This is a genomic window from Lysobacter capsici, from assembly GCF_014779555.2.
Lineage (GTDB): Bacteria > Pseudomonadota > Gammaproteobacteria > Xanthomonadales > Xanthomonadaceae > Lysobacter > Lysobacter capsici.
This window is the reverse complement of sequence record NZ_CP094357.1, coordinates 3,668,674-3,688,007: the sequence shown is the minus strand read 5'-3', so window position 1 is coordinate 3,688,007 and position 19,334 is coordinate 3,668,674. Positions and strand designations below refer to the sequence as shown.

Below are 19,334 nucleotides of genomic sequence, written 5' to 3'. Positions count from 1 at the left end.
CGTTGGACGATGGCCGGCGGGGTTCACACCGCGGCGGCGGCGACGTTGTTGTGCATACGCGGGCCATTCCGGTCCGAACGGACCATTCGCATGACTCTCGAAGCGCTCGTTTTCATCGCCGACACCCCGGAAAACCGGTCCATCAACGAAAACGACGCGGTCGAGCTGATCGGCAAGTTCGGGATCGCGCCGGGCAAGGTGCTGATCAAGATCCCGTCCGACGAGATCAGCCCCGAGCTGAAGCTGCACCTGCGCATGAACCGCGACGTGGCCGCCTGGCAGCTCGACGACGTGACCAAGCTGCGGCGCTTCGACCCGCTGGTGCTGGCCGACGTGATCGAGCTCAAGCGCCTGGGCGGCTGAGGCCGAACCGGTATTCGACGCGAGCCAGGCGGCTCAGCCCGCCTGGCCCTTCTCGTAGCGCGGAAACTGCCGGGCGATGTCGGTGCCGGTGAAATGGCCGACCCAGCCGTCGGGCTCGGTGAAGAAACGGATCGCCACGAAGCTCGGTTCCGGGCCCATGTCGAACCAGTGCAGGGTGCTGTCGGGCACCGAGATCAGGTCGCCCTGTTCGCACTTGATCTCGTACACGTTCGGCTCGACGTGCAGGGTGAACAGGCCCGAGCCCGCGACGAAGAAACGCACTTCGTCTTCCTTGTGGTAGTGCTCGTCGAGGAACTTGCCGCGCATGGTCTCGCGCTGCGGGTTGTCCGGGGCGATGCTGACCACGTCGACGGTCTTGAAGCCGCGCTCGGCGATCAGCCGGTCGATGTCGGCGCGGTAGGCGGCCATGATCGTTTCCGGCGCATCGCCGGGCTGGACCGGTTGCGCGGCCTGCCACTGTTCGAAGCCCACGCCGATCTTGGCCAGCTCGCGCGCGATCTGCGCCTGATCGGAGGTGGTCAGCCGGGGCGTGTCGGTCTGGTCTTCGGCGAAAATGCGCAGACGGCTCATCGCTGCAATCTCCTGAGTTCGAGTTCGCATCCGAGCAGGAATTCGAACGCCTCCAGATGGCGTCGCGCTTCGGCCATGTCGCGGCCCCAGGCGTACAGGCCATGGCCATCGATCAGATAGCCCCACATCGGCTGCTGGTCGAGGGTCGCGTCGACCTGGGCGGCCAGGGTCGGCATGTCCTGGGTGTTGGGATAGACCGGCAACTCCAGCGCCATTTCGTGGGTGGTGTTGCCGCTGAAGGCCTTCAGCAGTTCGTAGCCTTCCAGATGCACATGGCCCCGGCCGGCGTACAGGCGCGAGGCGACGGTCTGGGTCTGCGAATGGGTGTGCAGGACGCAGCCGATCTGCGGGTAGCGCTTGTACAGCTGGGTGTGCAGCAGGGTCTCGGCCGAGGGCCGATGGCTGGTCGCGACCGGGGTGCCGTCGAGGTCGACGACCATGATGTCGGCTTCGGTCAGACGGCCCTTGTCGCGGCCGGACACGGTGATCGCGACATGCCCGGCGTCGATCCGGGTCGAGAAATTGCTGCTCGTGGCCGGGGTCCAGCCGCGCTGCGCGAGTTCGCGCACGTTGACGATGATTTCCCCGGCGCAGTGCGACAGGCGTTGCGGGTCATAGGGCAGGGCGCTGTTCATGGAGCGAGTTTAGCGCCCCGCTGTGTCGCTTGCCTCGTTTTTGCGGCAACGCAGCGTTGTCTGTGGGGCTGGGAATCGGGAATGGGGAGTCGGGAATCGGAAGAGCAAAGGCCGCGGCGAGCTGGCCGGAGCCAGTCGACTCCCAGCCGCTGTCCGATTCCCTATTCCCTATTCCCGGCTCTTACGCAGCTTGCTATGCCGAACGCTATAAGCGAAATAGATCGCGAAGCCGATCACCGTCCAGATGCCCATCAGCATCCAGTTGTGCGCGGTCATGGTCGACAGCAGGATCAGGCAGCTGACGATGCCGGCCAGGCAGACCGGCCAGGCGAAGGCGATCCGGAACGGGCGCGGCAGGTCGGGCTGGGTGCGGCGCAGGATCAGCACGCCGGCGCAGACGGCGGCGAACGCGATCAGGGTGCCCATCGAGGTCATGTCGCCGAGGATGTCGAGCGGGAACAGCGCCGCCAGCAGGGCGATGCCCACGCCGGTGATCACGGTGTTGATATGCGGGGTGCGGTACTTGGGGTGGATCTTGGTGAACACCGGCGGCAGCAGGCCGTCGCGCGCCATGATCATGAAGATGCGCGGCTGGCCGATGATCATCACCAGCACCACCGACGACAGCCCGACCAGCGCGCCGATCTCGACCACCAGGCGCAGCCAGCCCAGCGCCGGATGCGCGGCGATCGCGGTCACCACCGGCTCGTCGGTGCCCAGGGTGGCGTACGGCGCCAGCCCGGTCATGACCGCGGCCATGCCGATGTACAGCACGGTGCAGATCGCCAGCGAGGCGAGCATGCCGATCGGCATGTCCTTCTGCGGCTTGTGCGACTCCTGCGCGGCCACCGACACCGCCTCGAAGCCGATGTAGGCGAAGAACACCATCGAGGCGCCGCGCAGCACGCCTTCCCAGCCGTACTTGCCCGGGCCCTGCGATTCGGGGATGAAGGGCGTCCACAGCTCGGGATTGACGTACTTCCAGCCGACCACGATCACCAGCACGATCAGGCCCGACTTGAGCAGCACCATCGCCATGTTCATGGCCGAGGACTTGCGGATGCCGACATAGCACAGCCAGGTCAGCAGCAGCACGATCGCCGCCGCCGGCAGGTTGGCGATCGCGCCGGTCGGGCGCAGCTTGGCGTCGAGCGGCGCCTGCACCAGCGCCGCGGGCAATGTGATGTGGAAGTGTTCCAGCAAACTCAGGAAATACCCGGTCCAGCTGACCGCCACGGCGGAGGCGGACACGCCGTATTCCAATATCAGCATCCAGCCGATGAACCAGGCCGCCAGCTCGCCCAGGGTCGCGTAGGTGTAGGTGTAGGCGCTGCCCGAGACCGGCACCATCGCCGCGAACTCGGCATAGGCCAGCGCGCAGAACGTGCAACAGATCGCGGCGAGAATGAACGACAGCATGATCGCCGGGCCGGCATGCTCGGCCGCGGCCTTGCCGGTGATCACGAAGATGCCGCCGCCGATCACCGCGCCGATGCCCAGCGCGGTCAGGCCCCACGGGCCGAGCGTGCGGTGCAGGCTCAGTCCCTCGGCCTCGGTGTGCGCGGCGTGCGGGTGTTTGGTCGCCCAGAGTTGTCCCAGCATGTGTTTCTTCCTGGTGCTGCTTGCGGCCCGCGTTGCGTATCTTCCAGCTCGTCGTTCCCGCGAATGGGGGAATCCGGTGCCTTTCGTGCGAGAACGTCCGAACTCGCCGGATACCCGGCTTACGCCGGGAAAACCAGATCCCGCGTTCGCGGGAATGACGAGTTCAAGAATGCGCGCTCGAAGTCCGATCGCAGTGGAGCGTTAGTACTGTGAAAAGGAAAAAGGCCGGCGGAAAACTCCGCCGGCCTTGATGACTGCGCGCCGCTCAGGCCGCGTTGGCGGCCTTGCGCAGCTTGCTGTTGCGGTAGCCGTAGCCGAAGTAGATGACCATGCCGATCACGGTCCAGCCGGTCATCAGGTGCCAATGCTCGGAGAACGGCTTCCAGAACAGGTACAGGCAGGCGATCGCGCCGAGCGGGCACACCAGCACGGCCAGCGGCACCCGGAACGGGCGCGGCAGGTCGGGGCGGGTGCTGCGCAGGATCAGCACGCCGATGCAGACGGTGGCGAAGGCGAGCAGGGTGCCCATCGACACCAGTTCGCCGAGCAGGCCGATCGGCAGGAAGCCGGCCAGCAGCGCGGCGAAGATGCCCACGATGATGGTGCCGATGTACGGGGTCTGGAACTTCGGATGGACCTTGGCGAAGAACTTCGGCAGCAGGCCGTCCTTCGACATCGAGTAGAAGATGCGCGGCTGGCCCATCAGCATGACCAGGATCACCGAGCTCAGGCCGGCGATCGCGCCGATCTCGACGGCGAACTTCAGCCAGCCCAGCGCCGGGAACGCTTCCAGCGCGGTCGCGACCGGCTTGGGCGTGCTCAGCATGTGGTACGGCACCAGGCCGGTCAGCACGCCGGAGACGATGATGTAGATGATCGTGCAGATCACCAGCGAGCCCAGGATGCCGATCGGCATGTCGCGCTGCGGGTTCTTGGCCTCGCCGGCGGCGGTGGAGACCGCGTCGAAGCCGATGTAGGCGAAGAACACCACCGAGGCGCCGCGGACGATGCCGTCGATGCCGTACTTGCCCGGGCCCTGGCTTTCCGGAATGAACGGCACCCAGTTGTCCGGGTTGATGTACTTGGCGGCGAAGGCCACGAACAGGGTGATCACCACGACCTTGATCGCGACGATGATCGAGTTGACGAACGCCGACTGGGTGATGCCGACGTAGCACAGGCCGCTGATCGCCGCGATGATCGCCACCGCCGGCAGATTGATCAGGCCGCCGGTGTAGACGATGCTGCCGTCGACCACGTTCAGCGGCGCGGCCGCGAGCGAGGCGGGCAGGCCCATGCCGAAGGTGGTGAGCAGACTGTTGAGATAGCCCGACCAGCCGACCGCGACGGTCGAGGCCGCGAACAGATACTCCAGCACCAGGTTCCAGCCGATGAACCAGGCGACGAACTCGCCCAGGGTGGCGTAGGAATACGAATAGGCGCTGCCGGAGACCGGCATCATCGCCGAGAACTCGGCGTAGCACAGGCCGGCCAGCGCGCAGGCGATGCCGGCGACGACGAAGCTCAGCACGATCGCCGGACCGGCATGCTCGGCCGCGGCGTGGCCGGACAGGACGAAGATACCGGCACCGATCACGGCGCCGATGCCGAGCATCACCAGTTGAGTCGCGGTCAACGATCGTTTGAGTGTCGCCTCGCCTTCGAGGCCGCCCTCCACGGGTTCGCCGGCGTCCACGTGGCCGGCTGGCGCCACGGGTTTGGTGATGAACAGGCCTCTCGACATCGAACTCCCCTCTCTCTCGTAAGAAGTGATCTACGTGCCCGCCGTTCTGATGACGACGATCACCGACCCCAGAGCGGGGCGGCGGGCCACCTTAACCCAGGGTGGAAATCACCGGCAAGCTCACATCGTCATGGTTCTTGCCGCCATAATCGCGCCCCACACCGCCAGCCACACTGCAGTTTGCGCATGCCAGCGAAACATTCCGACGCCATCGGCGAACTTCGTTCCAATCTCATCGAATATGCGCGACGTTGGCCGGCGGAGGCGGAACATACGCTGCCGTTTCTGGCGTTGCTCGATGAAGCCGTGCGTGCCGGCGAGCACGTATCCAACGCCATCGGTCGCGCCGATGACGCGGTGCAACATGACGCGCCGCCGCCGGCCGACCCGTTTCTGCGCGAGCGCCTGGCCGGCCATTTCACCGGCGGCGCCTGGCTGATCGATCGCGCCGGCCGGCGGGTGCTGCTGACCCACCACCGCAAGCTCGGCCGCTGGCTGCAACTGGGCGGCCACGCCGACGGCGACCGCGACCTGGCCCAGGTGGCGCTGCGCGAAGCCGAGGAAGAATCCGGCCTGACCGGGCTGTCGGTCGACCCGCAGTTGTTCGACGTGGACCGTCATTGGATCCCCGAGCGCCGCGACGTGCCCGGCCACTGGCATTACGACCTGCGCTACGTGGTGCGCGCGGGCGACAACGAGGACTACGTGATCAGCGAGGAATCGCTGGACCTGGCCTGGCGCGAGATTTCCGAGTTGCTCGACGATCCGGGCAGCGACGAGTCGATGCGGCGGATGGCGGGGAAGTGGTTGGCGCGGGGCGGGTCGGGCGGCTGAGCGATAAAATCATCCAAATCTTCTTGCCGGCGCCGTGATTGGCGGACAGGAGTCCCCCTTGCTCTCGTATCAGTTGGCCAATAATCACGCCGGCATCATGCTCATCGGCGACTACACCTCGCTGCGGTTGCTGCACGAAGTGGTGCATGACGTAAATCTGCGATCTCCATTGATCGAGGAACAAGATGGTCCGTTCCTCGCGTTGGCCTTCGACGCGCGCAAGGCCTACGAACAAGAGCGTGAAATCATCGTGCCGCCTGACGACTGTCCGCAAATGGGGGTGCGCTATGGGGTCAAGATTCTTTGGCCGGTGCTTCTGCTGCAGCAGCGAATGCTCCGCGTGTCTCTTGCGTACCTCGATCACGCCGCGAGTCATCAGGCCATAACGTATGCATTGGAGTCCGTGATTGAGCAGGGCCTGAGAGCGGATTTTGGCTCGAATGGACAATCCGTTGTCGACCAATGGCGGCGTTTGACTCCAAGGCACTCCTCCGACTTCGAAAAGCTGCGCAGTCGTGGCGCGCTTTTTTGCACTTGGAGCAAGTCTGCGCGGAAGCGGAATTTTGCGGAGTTGCTCGCCAGTTTCGATCCCATGTTCGAGCTTATGCATGACCTTCGCGCCGAGTCCGGCCAGCTTGGGTTCCTGTCGCCCGAGGTGTTGGATAGTTGGGCGCATGCGCAGTGGGCCGACCCCAGGATGTGAAGGGACGAGCCCGGCGGTGCCGATGGTGACTGTTCGGTTCCACCTGATGTCGTCCGGCTTGTTTACCGCCCTGTCGCCGGATCGCTGAAGCTCGCCGAACCGTTTTCCGCATGGTCGTGCCCGCCGTGCGGATGCGGATGCTTGAGGGCGAACTCGCAGTCGCGCCTATCGCTGAAGCCGGTAACGACCGGTTCGAGCAAGTGCCCACGGATACGCGCTTGTCATAGCTACGGCGCATCGACGAGCTTGCGTTGATCGGTTGGCCGCGCGAGCCCGCAATCGTCGCATCTTGATCGCTGTCCGGCGAGGTCACGCGCGCGGCGACGTGTTGTGTCGCCACGATGCTTGATGTGACACTGCCGTATCCCACGGAAAGGGGGTTTCCGCGATGGCCTTTACGACTCCGCCGTTTCTGACCGCGGCATTTGCGATTCAGCTGCTGCACGCCTTACGTCAAGCCGGGCATGACAGTTTCGATCTTGCAACATTGTTGGACCGGGCTCTAGCCTTGATGCGGGACGCCTATCCCCAGGCCAATACGGCGTCATTGGGGACGAGGAATAATCTTCGCGAGTTGGCCGTGAGCATCCTCGCCGACTACGCGCAGATCGGCCTCGTTTCCACGGATGACAGCGAACCTCCACGGTACCGCGCCAGCCGCGACGGCGAGCCGCCCGATGGGCCACCGAGATCCAGGCAGCCCGGTGATGGTGACGACGGCGGTTCCGGAGTCGCGGAAGTCATCGCCCATCCGGTCCTCTTCTGCGTGGCGCAGGACGATTTCGACGCCGCCATCGCACGCGCGCTGGAGCGTTACTGATGACCGCGATCAATAGCTTGGCTCTGATAGCGCTCAAGTGCGCGCCGAACGTCTTTGATTTATCCAGCGACATGACCCACGCCAGCATCCGCGATCAGGTCGTGCGCGCGCGCTTGCTCGCCCGCGATCTGGCCCAGCTGCCCAAGCCGCCGCAATCGGTGCTGGTGGTCGGCGCCGGCTTCGCCGGTGTCTCCGTTGCGATGGCGTTGGCCGCGCAAAAGATCAAGGTGCTGGTGGTCGAAGTGAACCGGCAGCCCTTTCAGTTGCAGAGCAAGGTGTCGGACCGCTACGTCGCCCCTTTCATGTACGAATGGCCCAGCCACAACGCCGACGACCAAAGCTATCCTCCCGCCGGTGCGCCGGCCTGGTCGGACGATTCGATCCTGGCCGGCTTATGGGACGCTCCCGCGATCGCGACCTTGAAACAAGCCGGACGCGACCGCGGCGCATGGCGCAAGCGTTGGAAACGCCTGCATGGCGTGCGCTCCCACGGTCCGTATCCGGCCGAGCCGCCCCACTGGGACGAGTGGTTCGTGCGCGAGCTGCGAGGCCAGGTGCCGCTGCCCGCCAAGGAGTTGGCACGTCGTGCCAGAGCGCGACTGCTTGAGCACCTGGCCGCGATCCCGCCGACGTCTGCGCAACTCAAGATTCTGACCCGGGTCGATGCAGACGCGATCAAGCGCTTCGTAGGCGCATTTGCGAAGCAAATGGGCAGCTGGTATCAATCCATGAGCTCGCCGCCGATTCCGGGAAGCTACCGGCCCTGGCAGCACTTGCGGGTTGCCACTGGCGTCGACTGGCTGACCAGCCAGCCCGAACACAACGTGCCGTGCGATGTGGATGCGGTGATCCTCGGCGGCGGCGCGGGTCCAGAGCGGGTCGAGCTGGACGCCTATCCTTTCAAATTCGATGCCGTGGGACCGGCTGCCGGCCTGTCGTTCTGGGACAACGACGGCTGGCTGGGTGCGTCGGCCGACGATCACGTAGGCGTGTTTGGCGCCGGCGACGGTGCGCTGCAGGACGCGCTGCGTGCATTGACCGGGCATAAGCATCCCTTGATGACGATCCATGCGATTCGCCGCGATCCGCGGGCGCGTGCGGCGCTGACCGCGGTCGAACCCGAGCTCGCCGCGATCGACCGGCAGAACTGGCTCGCCGCAAGTTGGACCCAGGTCAGTGAGGAAAAAGGGAAGCCGCGTTTTCATCGCGGTGTGCTGGATGAAGTATTGGATCAGCGTTGTCGCGCGATTGCATGCCGGCTGTCGGAGCAGCCGGGCATCAATCAAGCGGTGGCGGACATCCTGCTCGCCGGAACCGGCGTGGTGTACCACGTGTTCCAGGAAAATTATTTCACCAAGTCGTATCTGCTCAATCGGTTCCTGCTGCACCTCATCGACGTCTGTCAGCCGCCGGGCGGGAGGCTGGCGGGCAAGATCCGCTACAGCTCGATGCCTGACATGGCCGAGATACGCGGTTACGCGCGTAGCGTCGTATCGGCGCGCCAGGGCTACCAACGTGCGGACTATCGAATATGGCTGAAGCGTCGGTATTCCCTCAGCTACTTCAGCGTGCCCATGCACCGGGTGGCCGTTCGGTACGGGCGTCTTCACCCTGATTCTCAGCCAGGGCACCAGTTGCTTGGGCTGAGTTCGGAAAAGATAGCCGAACGCACCTGCCTGGGCGGAGTGTCGTATCCGCATGTGGCCGAGCCGATGCCCTGATCTTGCGCGTTGGACGCTGTCTGTGGTCTGCGTCGACGCACTACGACCCGCGGTGCCGCGCCGCGGGTCGTAGTGCAATTGATCCGAGATGCGGTCAAGCCCCGATCGCCGGATCGCTGAAGCTCGCCGCGCCGTTTTCCGCATGCCCGGCGATGCGCCGCAGATAACCGGTATCGCTATCGGAGGTGATGCTTAGGTCGTACCAGTGCTGACTCGCGGCCAGCGGCCAGTGGTCGCTGAGCCGCGCGCCCGGCGCCAGCGCGTACTGACGCGCCGCGGCGGTGCTGTAGCGGTTGGGCTTCAAGGTCAGGCGGCACGCGGCCTTGCCTGTGTTGACGAACTCCAGGACCAGACGCTCGCCGGCGGCATCGTGCCGCACCGACACTTCCGGATTGGCGCCGCTGGCGCTCAGCGCCTTGGTGAGGTCGCCGCGGAACGCGCGCAGGAAACCGTTCGGGCCGAACGCCGACAGGTCGTAGACGCCGCCGGTGTATTGCCGGGCGCTCCAGTAATCCGACAGTTCGGTGCCGGCATCGAGTGTGTAATACCACGGCCCGTCGCTGCGATTGCCGGCGTAGACGTTGTAGCAGGCGCCGGCGATGCCGTCGTTGCCGAAGTCCAGCCAGTAACGGCCGCTCGACGCTTCGATGCGGCCATCCACGCGCAACTCATACGGCAACGCGCGCGCGCGGCGCTGGCCGCGCTCCTGGCGCGGCATGCGCGGCTGCGCCGGCGCGCTGGGCTTGGCGAGTTTGCAGCTGGCATCGGCGTTGGCCATGGTCGATGCGGTGTCCGGCAGCGCCGGCCACGCCGCATTGGGATTGGCGAAGTCGAACGCGGTGCTCAGATCGCCGGCCACTGTGCGGCGCCAGGCGCTGATGTTGGGCTCGGCGATGCCGAAGCGCGCCTCCAGGAAACGCAACACCGAGGTGTGATCGAACACCTGCGAATTGACCCAGCCGCCCTTGCTCCACGGCGAGATCACGAACATCGGCACGCGCACGCCCAAGCCGACCGGAATGCCGTTGTAGTTCTCGGTGGCGGTGTCGACCGTGCTCTTGCCCAGGTCGGCGTTGATCGCCGGCAGCGGCGCCGGCAGGTGATCGAAGAACCCGCCGTTCTCGTCGTAGTTGATGATGAACACGGTCTTCGACCAGACCTCGGGATTGGCCACCAGCGCCTCGAGCAGGCGCGAGGTCAGCGATTCGCCGTAGGCCGGCGTCGCCGCCGGGTGCTCGCTCATGATGTAGGACGGCACGATCCACGACACCGCCGGCAGCTTGTTCTCGCGTACGTCCTTGGCGAAGTCGGCGATCAAGTATTCGCCGCGCGAGGCGGTCGCGTTCTCGGCGGTCGAACCCGGCGACCACGCCCGCCCGCGCTTGTACAGCTCCGAATTCGTATCGAGCTTGCGGAAGTTGGCGAAGTAGGCCAGCGAGTTGTCGCCGTAGTTGTCGTGTTCCTGGTACACCCGCCAGGTGATGCCCTTGTTCTGCAGTCGCTCGGCGTAGGTCGTCCACTTGTGCCCGGCGAAGGTCGGCTTGTCGCGCGCCATGTCGGCGGTCCAGTTGCCGTCGTCGGCGTTGTTGACCGCCTGTGCGCCGAAATCGCCCACGGTCATGCCGCTGGTGCCGGCGAACAGATGCATGCGATTGGGATTGGTCGGGCCGTGATGCGAGCAGTAGTACGCATCGCACACGGTGAACGCATCAGCCAAGGCGTAATAGAACGGCATGTCCTCGCGGGTGAAGTGGCCCATGCACATCGGGCCCTTGACCGAGATCCAGGCGTTGTAGTCCTTCCAGCGCGAATACGCGCCCTTCCAGCTGTGATCGATGTCGGCCAGGCAGTGCGCGGCGGTGTTCGCGGTGTCCAGGTGGAACGGCAGCACCACGTTGTTCGGGTTGGTCGCGCTCTTGGGCTGTTCCCACACGGTCTTGCCGCCGGGCAGCGGGATCGGCCGCGGGTCGTCGAAACCGCGCACGCCGCGCAAGGCGCCCAGGTAATGATCGAAGGAGCGGTTTTCCTGCATCAGGATCACCACGTGCTGCACGTCCTGAATGGTGCCGGTCACGCGGGCGGCCGGCGTGGCCAGGGCGGCGCGGATCGAGGGCGGAAGCAGGCTCAGCGCGGCGGCGCCGCCGGCGAGTTTGAGGAAGTCGCGACGATTCGAGGAAACCAAGGCCTTGCTCCGAAGCTGGGCGGGTACGGCATCGTGCCGTCGGAAAGCGCATCAGCGTGCGGATCGCAGGTTGCAGGATCGTGGCACTGCCGTGAGCGTTGCCAGTCACGCTTTGGAAATTGCGACGCGCGTTGTCGCGGCGATTCAGCATGATGATCGCCGCGGCGTTGCATTGCGCGTGGGTTGCGTCGCTTGCCGGCCTGCATGATCGCAACAATGAAACGAAACCTTGTCGCCGCGAATTCTTTCGTATTTCGGTGCGCGGGTTGGCGCGATGAATGCCGATGCGGAAGCGTTGTGAGTTGCGATCGTGTTGATTGCGCCAATTCAGTGACGCCGCGGATTTCGCGGTTTGCGCAGGCTGTTCGGGGTTCGGGGTTCGGGGTTCGGGGTTTGTGTTGTTTCGTGGTCGCGGCTTGCGCCGCTCCTACAGGGGATAGCGAGCTTTCTTCGTTCGGTGGGGCGGCGCGGCGGTGACTCGGTTCAGGCTTGCAGCCACAGGGTCATCAATCGCCGCGGATGCGCGACATAGCCGGCGCGCTCGTAGATTCCGCGCGCATGCGCATTGTCGTCGTTGACCTCCAATCGCAGCGCGTCCAGGCCTTCGGCCCGGCACAGCGTTTCGACTTCGGACAATGCGCGCTTGGCCAGGCCGCCGCCGCGATGCGCCGGCAGCACGAACAATTCGTCGAGCAGGCCGAAACGGCCGCCGAATTCCAGGCTGAAACAAAAGCCCAGCACGAAGTAACCGGCGATCTCGCCGTCGCGCAGGATCAGGCGCAGGCGCCCGGCATTTGGATCGCCGATCAAGACCGACAAGGCGCGGCGCAACGCCGGTTCGTTCCAGGGCAGGTGCTCGACTTCGTAGAACGCGCGCAGCACCGGGATCAGGCGCGGCAGGTCGGCCTCGGTCGCGGCGGCGAAGACGTAGCCGCCGCTGTCGACGGCGGAAGAATCGGTGGGGTTCATCGCAGTTCGGTCTCCTCGCCGTAGCGGTCCAGCCACGCGGCCGTGGCCTTGTCGTGCTGATGGCGAGCGCGCAGGCGCGCCCATTGCGCGCGTTCGTGCAGCAGGCGCTGCTCGGCTTGTTGTTGCAGGTGTTGCATCGACTCGTGGTCGAACGGCTCGCCGCCGGAGAAACCGCGCAGGTCTTCGTGTTCGCTCGCGAACGCGCGCACCTCGGACGGCAGCGCGCACCAGCCCGAACGATGCATTTGCGGCAATTGCGCCGGCGTCCGGCAACCGCCGGTGTCGCCGGACGCATCGGGTGCCGGTCGCTGGCACCCGATCAGCAGCGCCAGCGTCAGCGTGTAAACGCAGACGCGGACGCTCAGACGCCAATCAGTCCGCACGGCCGGCGAACTCGCCGGTCGCGGTATTGACCAGCACGCGTTCGCCGTTGCTGATGTACTCGGGCACCATGATCTCCAGGCCGGTCGACAGCTTGGCCGGCTTCGGCCGCTTGGTGGCGGTGCCGCCCTTGAGTTCGGGCGGGGTTTCGATCACTTCGATCGCCACGCTGGCCGGCAACTGCAGCGCCACCGGCTGTTCGTCGATGATCTGCACGTAGCAGCCGCTGAGGTCGTCGATGATGTAGCCGGCGTCGTCGCCGACCACGTCGGCATCGAGCGTGTACGGCGTGTAGTCCTCGTCGTCGAGGAACACGAACGCATCGCCGTCCTTGTAGGAATAGGTCACCTGGCGGCGGCTGAGCTCGACTTCCTTCAACTCGTCGTCGCCGCCGACGCTGAGGTCGTACTTGGTCCCGCCGGGCACCGAGTACATGGTGAAACGGAATTTGACGTTGCCGCCGCGGCCCTGCGGCGAGCTGCGTTCGATATCGCGCACCTGGTACACGGTGTTGTTGTGCTCGATTACGTTACCTTTTTTTACGTCGTAGGCTTTCATGGGTTCTGGCCGGGAATGGGGAATCGGGAATAGGGAATCGGTAAAGTGGTGACGTGGAGATCGTGAAGTGAGGACGGAATCGCTTTGACGATTCCCGATTCCCAATTCCCGATTCCCGCCGTTACTTGGGCGCCAACCGAGTAGCGCCATCCAGACGAATCGTCTCGCCGTTGAGATAGCGGTTGCCGAGGATGTAAGCCACCAGGTCGGCGAATTCTTCCGGCTGGCCCAGGCGCGAGGGGAACGGGATCGAGGCGCTGAGCGACTGCTGCACCGACTCGGGCATGCCGTCGACCATCGGGGTCCAGAAGATGCCCGGCGCGACCGTCATCACCCGGATGCCGAAGCGCGACAGTTCGCGCGCCATCGGCAGGGTCATCGCGACCACGCCGCCTTTCGACGCGGAGTACGCGGCCTGGCCGATCTGGCCTTCAAAGGCGGCGACCGAGGCGGTGTTGACGATCACGCCGCGCTCGCCGTCGTCGCCGGCCTCGTTGTGCTGCATCAGGTTGGCCGCGGCCTTGGCGACGTTGAAGCTGCCGATCAGGTTGACCATGACCGTGGTCTGGAACTGCGCCAGCGGCATCGGCGATTCCTTGCCGAGCACGCGGCCGGCGCCGAGGATGCCGGCGCAGTTGATCGCCGCGTTGAGCCCGCCGAGGAAGTCCTGGGCGGCGGCGAGGTTGGCGACCACGCCGGCCTCGTCGGTGACGTCGGTTTTGAAATAGCGGGCCTTGTCGGCGCCGAGCGCGGCCACGGCCTGCGCGCCCTTGTCGTCGTTGACATCGAACAGCGCGACCTTGCCGCCGCGGGCGACGAGGTGCTGGGCCACGGCCAGGCCGAGGCCGGAGACGCCGCCGGTGATCACGGCGCGGGCGTTGTCGAGTTGCATGGGCGGTCCTGAAGGCGGAAAAGTCGCCATTCTAAAGGACCGGGCGAATCGACGGCGTGGCCGATGGCGGGCGGGGGCGATCGCCGCCCGGGCCGGGCAGGCTTGCTGCCGCCGGGCCGGTGGGCGGGTTCTGCAGGGCCGGGGTGGTCGCGATCACTTTGGCCGCCGTGGCGCGGCTGCGGGCGCCCCAGGCCCTACAACGTGCGCAGATACCAGGTATTGCAGCCGCGCAATCCGCCGTAGCCCATGGGGGCTTCCAGCAACTGGAAGCTGTTGCTTTCCAGCAGGCGCTGGGCGTCGCTCATGCGGTCCAGGGCTTCGGCATAGCACTGAGCGAAACCGAAGCCGCGCGCGGTCAGCAGGCAGCGCTCCAGCAAGGCCTGGCCCAGTCCGAGTCCGCGCGAGGCGGGGGGCAGGTAGAACTTGCGCAGTTCGCACACCCGGTCTTCGCCGCCGAGCAGCGGCGCGACCCCGGCGCCGCCGGCGAGCCGTCCTTCGCGTTCGACCACGTAGTACGCGCTGCGCGGCAGGCTGTAAGAACGCTGCATGGCGTCGATTTCGCTGTCGGCGATCGAGCCCGCGCCGAACTCGGCCATCACCTGACGGATCAACGTGGCGACGGTGGCATCGTCGCGCGCTTGGATCGGACGCAGTACGACGCCGGGCGGCAGGGTCATGGCGGTTTCCTTATCGCGGATGCCGCATCCTCGCTCAAGCCAAGGCGATTGCGAAGGGTGGCGCCGCGTCACTGCGCCGTGATCGAGACCCGGACTTCGACGGCATTCGCATTCTGCGCGTCGATGCGCGGCATTGGCCGGGCCTGCGTGGTTTTGACGTTGCGGCGCCGCAAGCGAGTCGGTCTACGACGAGTAGGTACGTGCCACCGCTCTTTGATTCCATGCAGCAACCTCGCGAGCCGCGAGCGAACACCGCCCGATCGCCGCTTCGCCGGGCCGATCGATCAATGATACGAAGCGATAAGTTGCGCCGGACTCACCCCCAGCACCCGGCGCATGCAGCGCGCCATGTGGCTCGCATGCGAGAACCCGGCGTCCAGCGCGATCTCGCCCATGCGCCGTTCGCCGCGCAGCAACAGGCCGCGCGCGCGCTCCACCCGCCGCTCCAGCACGTAGCGATGCACCGGCAGGCCGGTGGCGTTTTTGAACAAGGGCTTGAAGTGCGACAGGCTGAAACCGGCCACCCGCGCGAGTTCGGCCAGCGACAGCGGCTGATCCAGATGCGCCTCGATGTAGTCGAGCACGTGACCCAATCGCCATGCCGGCAGCGCGCGCGCAGGCCGCTCGATCGCGGGCGCGCCGCGGGTCTGCAAGGCGAGCAGGCGCGCGGCCAGCGCGCCGGCGAGGCTGTCGGTGAACAGGCGTCCGCCGGGGTACGCGTCGTGCTCCTCGGCCTGCATCATCCAGCCGATGCGTTCGATCTGCGCATCGCGCACATGGATCGACGGCGCCAGGCCGTCGCTGCGCGCGCTCACGCCCATCGCGTCGGCGGTCGCGCTCAGCAGCGACGGCGTCAGCCGCAGCAGCAGCGAGGTCGCGGGCCGGGACAGGATCCAGCGGGTCGACGAACCCGCCGGCACCACGCAGAACCGTCCGTGCAGGCGCAGGCCCTGATGCTCGCGCCCGTCACGGCGATACGACACCGGGACCGGCTCGCCCAGATGCAGACACAGCACGTGGCGGCCGTCCAAGGGCGAATCGAAATGCCCGCCCGGCACCGGTGAGGTCAGTACGTCGAGCAAGGGCGCGCGGTCGGCGCCGACGATCGCCGGCGGGGGCGCGGTCGCGGGGCGGGGGTAACAGGCGGGCCGGTCGCTCATCGCACGATGCTTGGCTTCGGCCGCGCCGGCGGCAAGTGACGAAAATCATACGCGCGTGTCCGTCGCCGGCCGTGGGTGCGCGCCGGCTCGCGGGCGTCTCGCCAGGATGGGGTCAGGTCATCGCCCGCCAGGAGAGTGGAAATGCAACGCAGACAGTTCATGGTCGCCGCCGCGACTGCATTGGTGGCCGGGGGCGTGATCGGCGCCGTCGGCGGCTGCGCGTCGCTGCGCGATGCGCGCCTCGACGGGGCCGCGACCGGCCCGGCCCGGCCGCTGGACGCGGCGGCGTACCGCGCCTCGCGGCGTTTCGCCCAATTGCCGTTCGGCCGCATCGCCTATATCGAACGCGGCGAGGGCGCGGCCGCGGTGTTCCTGCACGGCGCGCCGCTCAACGGCTACCAATGGCGCGGCGCGATCGATCGCCTGTCCGCGCATCGGCGCTGCATCGCCCCGGACTTCATGGGCCTGGGCTATTCGGAGATTCACGCCGGGCAATCGCTGGCCGCCGACGCCCAGACCGCGATGCTCGCCGCGTTGCTGGATTCGCTGGCGATCGATGCGGTCGACCTCGTCGCCAGCGACAGCGGCGGGGCGGTCGCGCAGTTGTTCGCGGTGCGTTACCCGCGGCGGGTTCGCTCGATGCTGCTGAGCAATTGCGATGTCGAACCCGACAGCCCGCCGCCGAAGGTGATGCCGGCCATCGAGATGGCACGCGCCGGCACCCTCGCCGACGCCACCGCGCAATGGCTGACCGACAAGGCGCTGGCGCGTTCGACCTTCGGCGCGGCGGTGTTCCGCGATCCGGCCGGGTTCGCGGACGAAACCATCGAGTACTACGTCAGCCCGCTGGTGGCCTCGCCGCTGCGGCGCGCGCAATACCACGCCTTCCACATCGCGCTCGCGCCGAACCCGCTGGCCGGCATCGAGGCCTCGCTGCGGCGCTGCCGCGCGCCGGTGCGGATCGTGTGGGGCGCGAGCGACGACATCTTCGCCCAGTCCGACGCGGACTATCTCGACCGGCTGTTGCCGAACTCGCGCGGCATACGCCGCGTCGCCGGGGCGAAGCTGTTCTTTCAGGAGGAGTTTCCCGAGGTGATCGCGCAGGAAGCCTTGCGCCTGTGGCAAGGCTGAGCCCGCGCCGGCTCATATCTCGAAGCGATACGACAGCTTGACCAGCAACTGTTCGCTGTCGCGCAGTTCGAACGCGTCGCGGAACTGGCGGCGCGTATCGAACCGCTGCCGTCCTCCAGCAGCGAGCCGCCGCGCACGTAGGCCACGTACAGATACGACAGCGGCGCCAGTTCGTAGCGGTAGCGGATCTGGAAGCCGAGGTTGCGCAGGGCGAAGTCGGCGAGCGGGTTGTTCACCGCGACCGGTTCCCCGTCCGGCGCCACCCGCCAGGCCTTGCGCGCCTGCGCCTCCAGGCCGATCGCCTCCAGCCGCACCCGCAGTTCCTGCCGATCGTTGATCAGCCAGGCCGCGCCGGCGTTGAGCATGAGCTGGTTGGAGCGGTAGGTGCCGAGCAATCCGACCTCGCGCCGCCACAAGGTCCAGTCCGGGTGGTGTTCCACCCGTACCCCGCTGAACAGACTCAGCCGGTCGTTGATGTGATAACTCGGTTCGAGATACACGCTGCGCAGGCCGCGATTCCAGCCGCTCAGGCCATCGGCGTCGTACTGCATCTCCAGGTTGAACGCCCACGGGCTGTCGCCCTGGCGCGGACGGAAACGTTCGAACACCGCGAACACGCGCCGCGGCATGTCGACCACGCCGTTGCCGCGGGTGATCAGATCGTCGTGACCCGGGCTCAGGGTGCCGACTTCGATGAATTGATTGCCGCCGTCGCGACGTTCGCTGCGCCGGTTGACGGCGAGCGCGTCGGCGATATGCACGCCGTCGTCGTTGACCCGATGCGATACCGAGTAATGCCAGTCGTGCGCGGTGAACGGCGAATCCGGCGGCAGCGCGGTCACCCGCCGGCCGAGGTCGTAGCGCAGATAGTTGTAGTTGTTGCGTTCCAGATAACCGAAGTCGTTGAGTTGCAGGTCGCCGCCCAGGTGCAGCGCATACAACTGATGGCGCCAGCCGTTGCCGCGGTCGTAGTCCACCCGCACTTGCGCGCCGCTGTCGCGCAGCCGGCGCCCGCGCTCGTCGACGCTGGAGCCCACCACGGTGCTGCGTACCGCCCAGCGTTCGTTCGGGGTCCAGCGGTGGTCGAATTCGTAGACGGTCGCTTCGCGATCGAGGAACGGCCGCTTCACCTGGGTGACCATCGCGCCGATGCCGTGACGCAGGAAGTCGCGGCTCGCGCGCACCGCGTAGAAGTCGCGCCCGACCGAGTCGGCCTCGCTCGCGGCGAACACGCCGTAGTTGACGCCGCCCGCGCTGCCGTTGAGCTTGACCGCCGCGGCGACATCGCCCGAGCCGATCGCGTCGTCGCTCAGGCCGCCGACGCGGCGGGTGTAGATCAGCCGGTTGTTGGGATTGAGCGAGCCGAACGGAACCTCGAAGAAGCCCTGGTTCTCGGTGAAGAACGGGCGCTTGTCGTCGAAGAAGGTCTCGACCGCGCCGAAGTTGACCACCAGCCGGTCGCTTTCGACCTGGCCGAAGTCGGGATTGAGCGTGGCGCTGAGCTGGAAGCGGCCGTTGGGCTTCCAGAACAGGTCGGCGCCCGCGTCGAAATCCGAATCGCGTCCGACGAAATCGCGCACGCCGTTGACGTAGGGGGTGATGGTCAGCAGCGACTGCCCGTATTCGGGCACTTCGATCTTGTTCAACACCGACAGGAACCGGGTTTCGGTCAGGCTGACCGCCGGCCACGAGGCGCGCTCGCCGGTGGCGCCGATCACCCGGTCCAGGGCGATGCCGAGCAGGCGCTTGCCGTCGCGTCCGTCGCGCATCGGCGCGATATGCCAAGGGATCAGCATTTCCGCCGACCAGCCGGTTTCGTCCTCGCTGACCGCGTGGTGCCAGTCGCCGTCCCAGTCGTCGTTGAACTGGTTTTCGTTGCTGACCGTGGTGTCGACGATGCCGTCGGCGAGGGTCAGGGTGAAGTTGTAGCCGCCGCGGCCGTCGCCGTCGAAGTCGACGTACAGATTGACCCGGTCGACCGCGGCCTCGCTGTTGTCGCGCTGGGTGCGCTGGCGCGTGCGCGGCACCGAGGCGTCCTGCAGATTGCGGAAACTCACCGCCAGGCCCTGCGGCGTCGCCAGCACCCAGGCCTGGGTCGGTTGCGGCGCGGGCAGGCGCGACAGCGGTTGGGTCAGGCGGAAATCGGTGATGCTGCGCGCCTCCCGCCATTCCTCCGGATCGAGCCGGCCGTCGACGAGGATGGCGCAGCAGGCGGGTATCGGTGCAGCCATCAAGGTGGCGAAGATCAGCAGGGTGCGCATGGGGATCGGAATCGAAGACAGAAGGGTGGCGCGCGCGGCCGCATCGACGCGGGCGATGGGCACGAGCGATGGGAAACGTGCGAACGAAACGCGAGGTGTGCGAGCGAAGA

18 protein-coding genes are annotated in these 19,334 nt (G+C 66.6%); 6 read left to right on the top strand and 12 right to left on the bottom strand.

Annotated features, from left to right (window positions below):
• Window positions 1-90: 90 nt before the first annotated feature.
• Window positions 91-363: a hypothetical protein gene (locus tag IEQ11_RS14900; RefSeq protein WP_046657011.1), complete on the top strand. Its 273-nt coding sequence runs from the start codon at window positions 91-93 to the stop codon at window positions 361-363.
• A 33-nt stretch (window positions 364-396) separates the two neighbouring features.
• On the opposite strand, the gene IEQ11_RS14895 is transcribed toward IEQ11_RS14900, so the two are convergent.
• From IEQ11_RS14895 to IEQ11_RS14880, 4 genes are all read right to left on the bottom strand, one after another.
• Window positions 397-954, bottom strand: a complete 558-nt coding sequence (locus IEQ11_RS14895; RefSeq protein ID WP_036108307.1) for a 1,2-dihydroxy-3-keto-5-methylthiopentene dioxygenase — start codon at window positions 952-954, stop codon at window positions 397-399.
• Complete coding sequence (locus IEQ11_RS14890) at window positions 951-1,589, bottom strand: methylthioribulose 1-phosphate dehydratase (protein ID WP_036108310.1); 639 nt, start codon at window positions 1,587-1,589, stop codon at window positions 951-953. Before IEQ11_RS14890 ends, IEQ11_RS14895 begins: the two co-directional genes overlap by 4 nt.
• A gap of 168 nt (window positions 1,590-1,757) precedes the next feature.
• Window positions 1,758-3,191 carry an amino acid permease gene (locus IEQ11_RS14885; RefSeq protein ID WP_191820793.1) on the bottom strand — a complete coding sequence of 478 codons (1,434 nt, stop codon included), beginning with the start codon at window positions 3,189-3,191 and terminating at the stop codon, window positions 1,758-1,760.
• A 265-nt stretch (window positions 3,192-3,456) separates the two neighbouring features.
• A complete protein-coding gene (locus tag IEQ11_RS14880; RefSeq protein ID WP_191820794.1) occupies window positions 3,457-4,935 on the bottom strand; it encodes an amino acid permease in 1,479 nt (492 codons plus the stop codon).
• A 186-nt stretch (window positions 4,936-5,121) separates the two neighbouring features.
• On the opposite strand from IEQ11_RS14880, the gene IEQ11_RS14870 reads away from it, so the two are divergent.
• The 4 genes from IEQ11_RS14870 (at window position 5,122) to IEQ11_RS14855 (ending at window position 9,013) form a co-directional block, all read left to right on the top strand.
• Window positions 5,122-5,769 (top strand): NUDIX hydrolase, encoded by a 648-nt coding sequence (locus IEQ11_RS14870; protein ID WP_191820795.1) that lies wholly within the window; start codon window positions 5,122-5,124, stop codon window positions 5,767-5,769.
• A gap of 58 nt (window positions 5,770-5,827) precedes the next feature.
• Window positions 5,828-6,472: a DUF6904 family protein gene (locus IEQ11_RS14865; RefSeq protein WP_082124715.1), complete on the top strand. Its 645-nt coding sequence runs from the start codon at window positions 5,828-5,830 to the stop codon at window positions 6,470-6,472.
• Window positions 6,473-6,860: 388 nt separating this feature from the next.
• Window positions 6,861-7,292, top strand: a complete 432-nt coding sequence (locus tag IEQ11_RS14860; protein WP_046657005.1) for a hypothetical protein — start codon at window positions 6,861-6,863, stop codon at window positions 7,290-7,292.
• Window positions 7,292-9,013: an NAD(P)-binding protein gene (locus IEQ11_RS14855; RefSeq protein WP_191820796.1), complete on the top strand. Its 1,722-nt coding sequence runs from the start codon at window positions 7,292-7,294 to the stop codon at window positions 9,011-9,013. The genes IEQ11_RS14860 and IEQ11_RS14855 overlap by 1 nt, the downstream gene beginning before the upstream one ends.
• A gap of 94 nt (window positions 9,014-9,107) precedes the next feature.
• Here IEQ11_RS14855 and IEQ11_RS14850 read toward each other — a convergent pair whose 3' ends face one another.
• From IEQ11_RS14850 to IEQ11_RS14820, 7 genes are all read right to left on the bottom strand, one after another.
• Window positions 9,108-11,195, bottom strand: a complete 2,088-nt coding sequence (locus tag IEQ11_RS14850; RefSeq protein ID WP_191820797.1) for a phosphocholine-specific phospholipase C — start codon at window positions 11,193-11,195, stop codon at window positions 9,108-9,110.
• 483 nt (window positions 11,196-11,678) lie between these two features.
• On the bottom strand, window positions 11,679-12,164 hold the full coding sequence (locus IEQ11_RS14845; RefSeq protein WP_157754041.1) for a GNAT family N-acetyltransferase: 486 nt from the start codon (window positions 12,162-12,164) through the stop codon (window positions 11,679-11,681).
• Complete coding sequence (locus tag IEQ11_RS14840; protein ID WP_191820798.1) at window positions 12,161-12,409, bottom strand: hypothetical protein; 249 nt, start codon at window positions 12,407-12,409, stop codon at window positions 12,161-12,163. Before IEQ11_RS14840 ends, IEQ11_RS14845 begins: the two co-directional genes overlap by 4 nt.
• Window positions 12,410-12,536: 127 nt before the next feature.
• Entirely contained in the window at window positions 12,537-13,103 is a 567-nt protein-coding gene (yeiP, locus tag IEQ11_RS14835; RefSeq protein ID WP_036108330.1) for an elongation factor P-like protein YeiP, read from the bottom strand.
• A gap of 121 nt (window positions 13,104-13,224) precedes the next feature.
• Window positions 13,225-13,995, bottom strand: coding sequence for an SDR family NAD(P)-dependent oxidoreductase (locus tag IEQ11_RS14830; RefSeq protein WP_191820799.1), 771 nt, complete (start codon window positions 13,993-13,995; stop codon window positions 13,225-13,227).
• Window positions 13,996-14,189: 194 nt separating this feature from the next.
• Complete coding sequence (locus IEQ11_RS14825) at window positions 14,190-14,672, bottom strand: GNAT family N-acetyltransferase (RefSeq protein ID WP_191820800.1); 483 nt, start codon at window positions 14,670-14,672, stop codon at window positions 14,190-14,192.
• A gap of 284 nt (window positions 14,673-14,956) precedes the next feature.
• Window positions 14,957-15,832 (bottom strand): AraC family transcriptional regulator, encoded by an 876-nt coding sequence (locus tag IEQ11_RS14820; protein WP_191820801.1) that lies wholly within the window; start codon window positions 15,830-15,832, stop codon window positions 14,957-14,959.
• Window positions 15,833-15,973: 141 nt separating this feature from the next.
• Between IEQ11_RS14820 and IEQ11_RS14815 the strand changes: the two genes are divergently transcribed.
• Entirely contained in the window at window positions 15,974-16,963 is a 990-nt protein-coding gene (locus tag IEQ11_RS14815) for an alpha/beta fold hydrolase (protein WP_191820802.1), read from the top strand.
• Here the strand turns inward: IEQ11_RS14815 and IEQ11_RS14810 are convergent.
• On the bottom strand, window positions 16,906-19,224 hold the full coding sequence (locus IEQ11_RS14810) for a DUF5916 domain-containing protein (protein WP_228464426.1): 2,319 nt from the start codon (window positions 19,222-19,224) through the stop codon (window positions 16,906-16,908). The two genes, IEQ11_RS14815 and IEQ11_RS14810, sit on opposite strands and share 58 nt — an antisense overlap.
• Window positions 19,225-19,334: the final 110 nt, after the last annotated feature.

What these genes read in the sequence shown, in the direction of transcription:
- IEQ11_RS14825 (WP_191820800.1), bottom strand. Translation starts at nt 14,672, where the DNA reads ATGACCCTGCCGCCCGGCGTCGTACTGCGTCCGATCCAAGCGCGCGAC.
- IEQ11_RS14845 (WP_157754041.1), bottom strand. Translation starts at nt 12,164, where the DNA reads ATGAACCCCACCGATTCTTCCGCCGTCGACAGCGGCGGCTACGTCTTC.
- IEQ11_RS14890 (WP_036108310.1), bottom strand. Translation starts at nt 1,589, where the DNA reads ATGAACAGCGCCCTGCCCTATGACCCGCAACGCCTGTCGCACTGCGCC.
- IEQ11_RS14815 (WP_191820802.1), top strand. Translation starts at nt 15,974, where the DNA reads ATGCAACGCAGACAGTTCATGGTCGCCGCCGCGACTGCATTGGTGGCC.
- IEQ11_RS14810 (WP_228464426.1), bottom strand. Translation starts at nt 19,224, where the DNA reads ATGCGCACCCTGCTGATCTTCGCCACCTTGATGGCTGCACCGATACCC.
- yeiP (WP_036108330.1), bottom strand. Translation starts at nt 13,103, where the DNA reads ATGAAAGCCTACGACGTAAAAAAAGGTAACGTAATCGAGCACAACAAC.
- IEQ11_RS14885 (WP_191820793.1), bottom strand. Translation starts at nt 3,191, where the DNA reads ATGCTGGGACAACTCTGGGCGACCAAACACCCGCACGCCGCGCACACC.
- IEQ11_RS14900 (WP_046657011.1), top strand. Translation starts at nt 91, where the DNA reads ATGACTCTCGAAGCGCTCGTTTTCATCGCCGACACCCCGGAAAACCGG.
- IEQ11_RS14870 (WP_191820795.1), top strand. Translation starts at nt 5,122, where the DNA reads ATGCCAGCGAAACATTCCGACGCCATCGGCGAACTTCGTTCCAATCTC.
- IEQ11_RS14860 (WP_046657005.1), top strand. Translation starts at nt 6,861, where the DNA reads ATGGCCTTTACGACTCCGCCGTTTCTGACCGCGGCATTTGCGATTCAG.
- IEQ11_RS14855 (WP_191820796.1), top strand. Translation starts at nt 7,292, where the DNA reads ATGACCGCGATCAATAGCTTGGCTCTGATAGCGCTCAAGTGCGCGCCG.
- IEQ11_RS14830 (WP_191820799.1), bottom strand. Translation starts at nt 13,995, where the DNA reads ATGCAACTCGACAACGCCCGCGCCGTGATCACCGGCGGCGTCTCCGGC.
- IEQ11_RS14895 (WP_036108307.1), bottom strand. Translation starts at nt 954, where the DNA reads ATGAGCCGTCTGCGCATTTTCGCCGAAGACCAGACCGACACGCCCCGG.
- IEQ11_RS14840 (WP_191820798.1), bottom strand. Translation starts at nt 12,409, where the DNA reads ATGCATCGTTCGGGCTGGTGCGCGCTGCCGTCCGAGGTGCGCGCGTTC.
- IEQ11_RS14880 (WP_191820794.1), bottom strand. Translation starts at nt 4,935, where the DNA reads ATGTCGAGAGGCCTGTTCATCACCAAACCCGTGGCGCCAGCCGGCCAC.
- IEQ11_RS14820 (WP_191820801.1), bottom strand. Translation starts at nt 15,832, where the DNA reads ATGAGCGACCGGCCCGCCTGTTACCCCCGCCCCGCGACCGCGCCCCCG.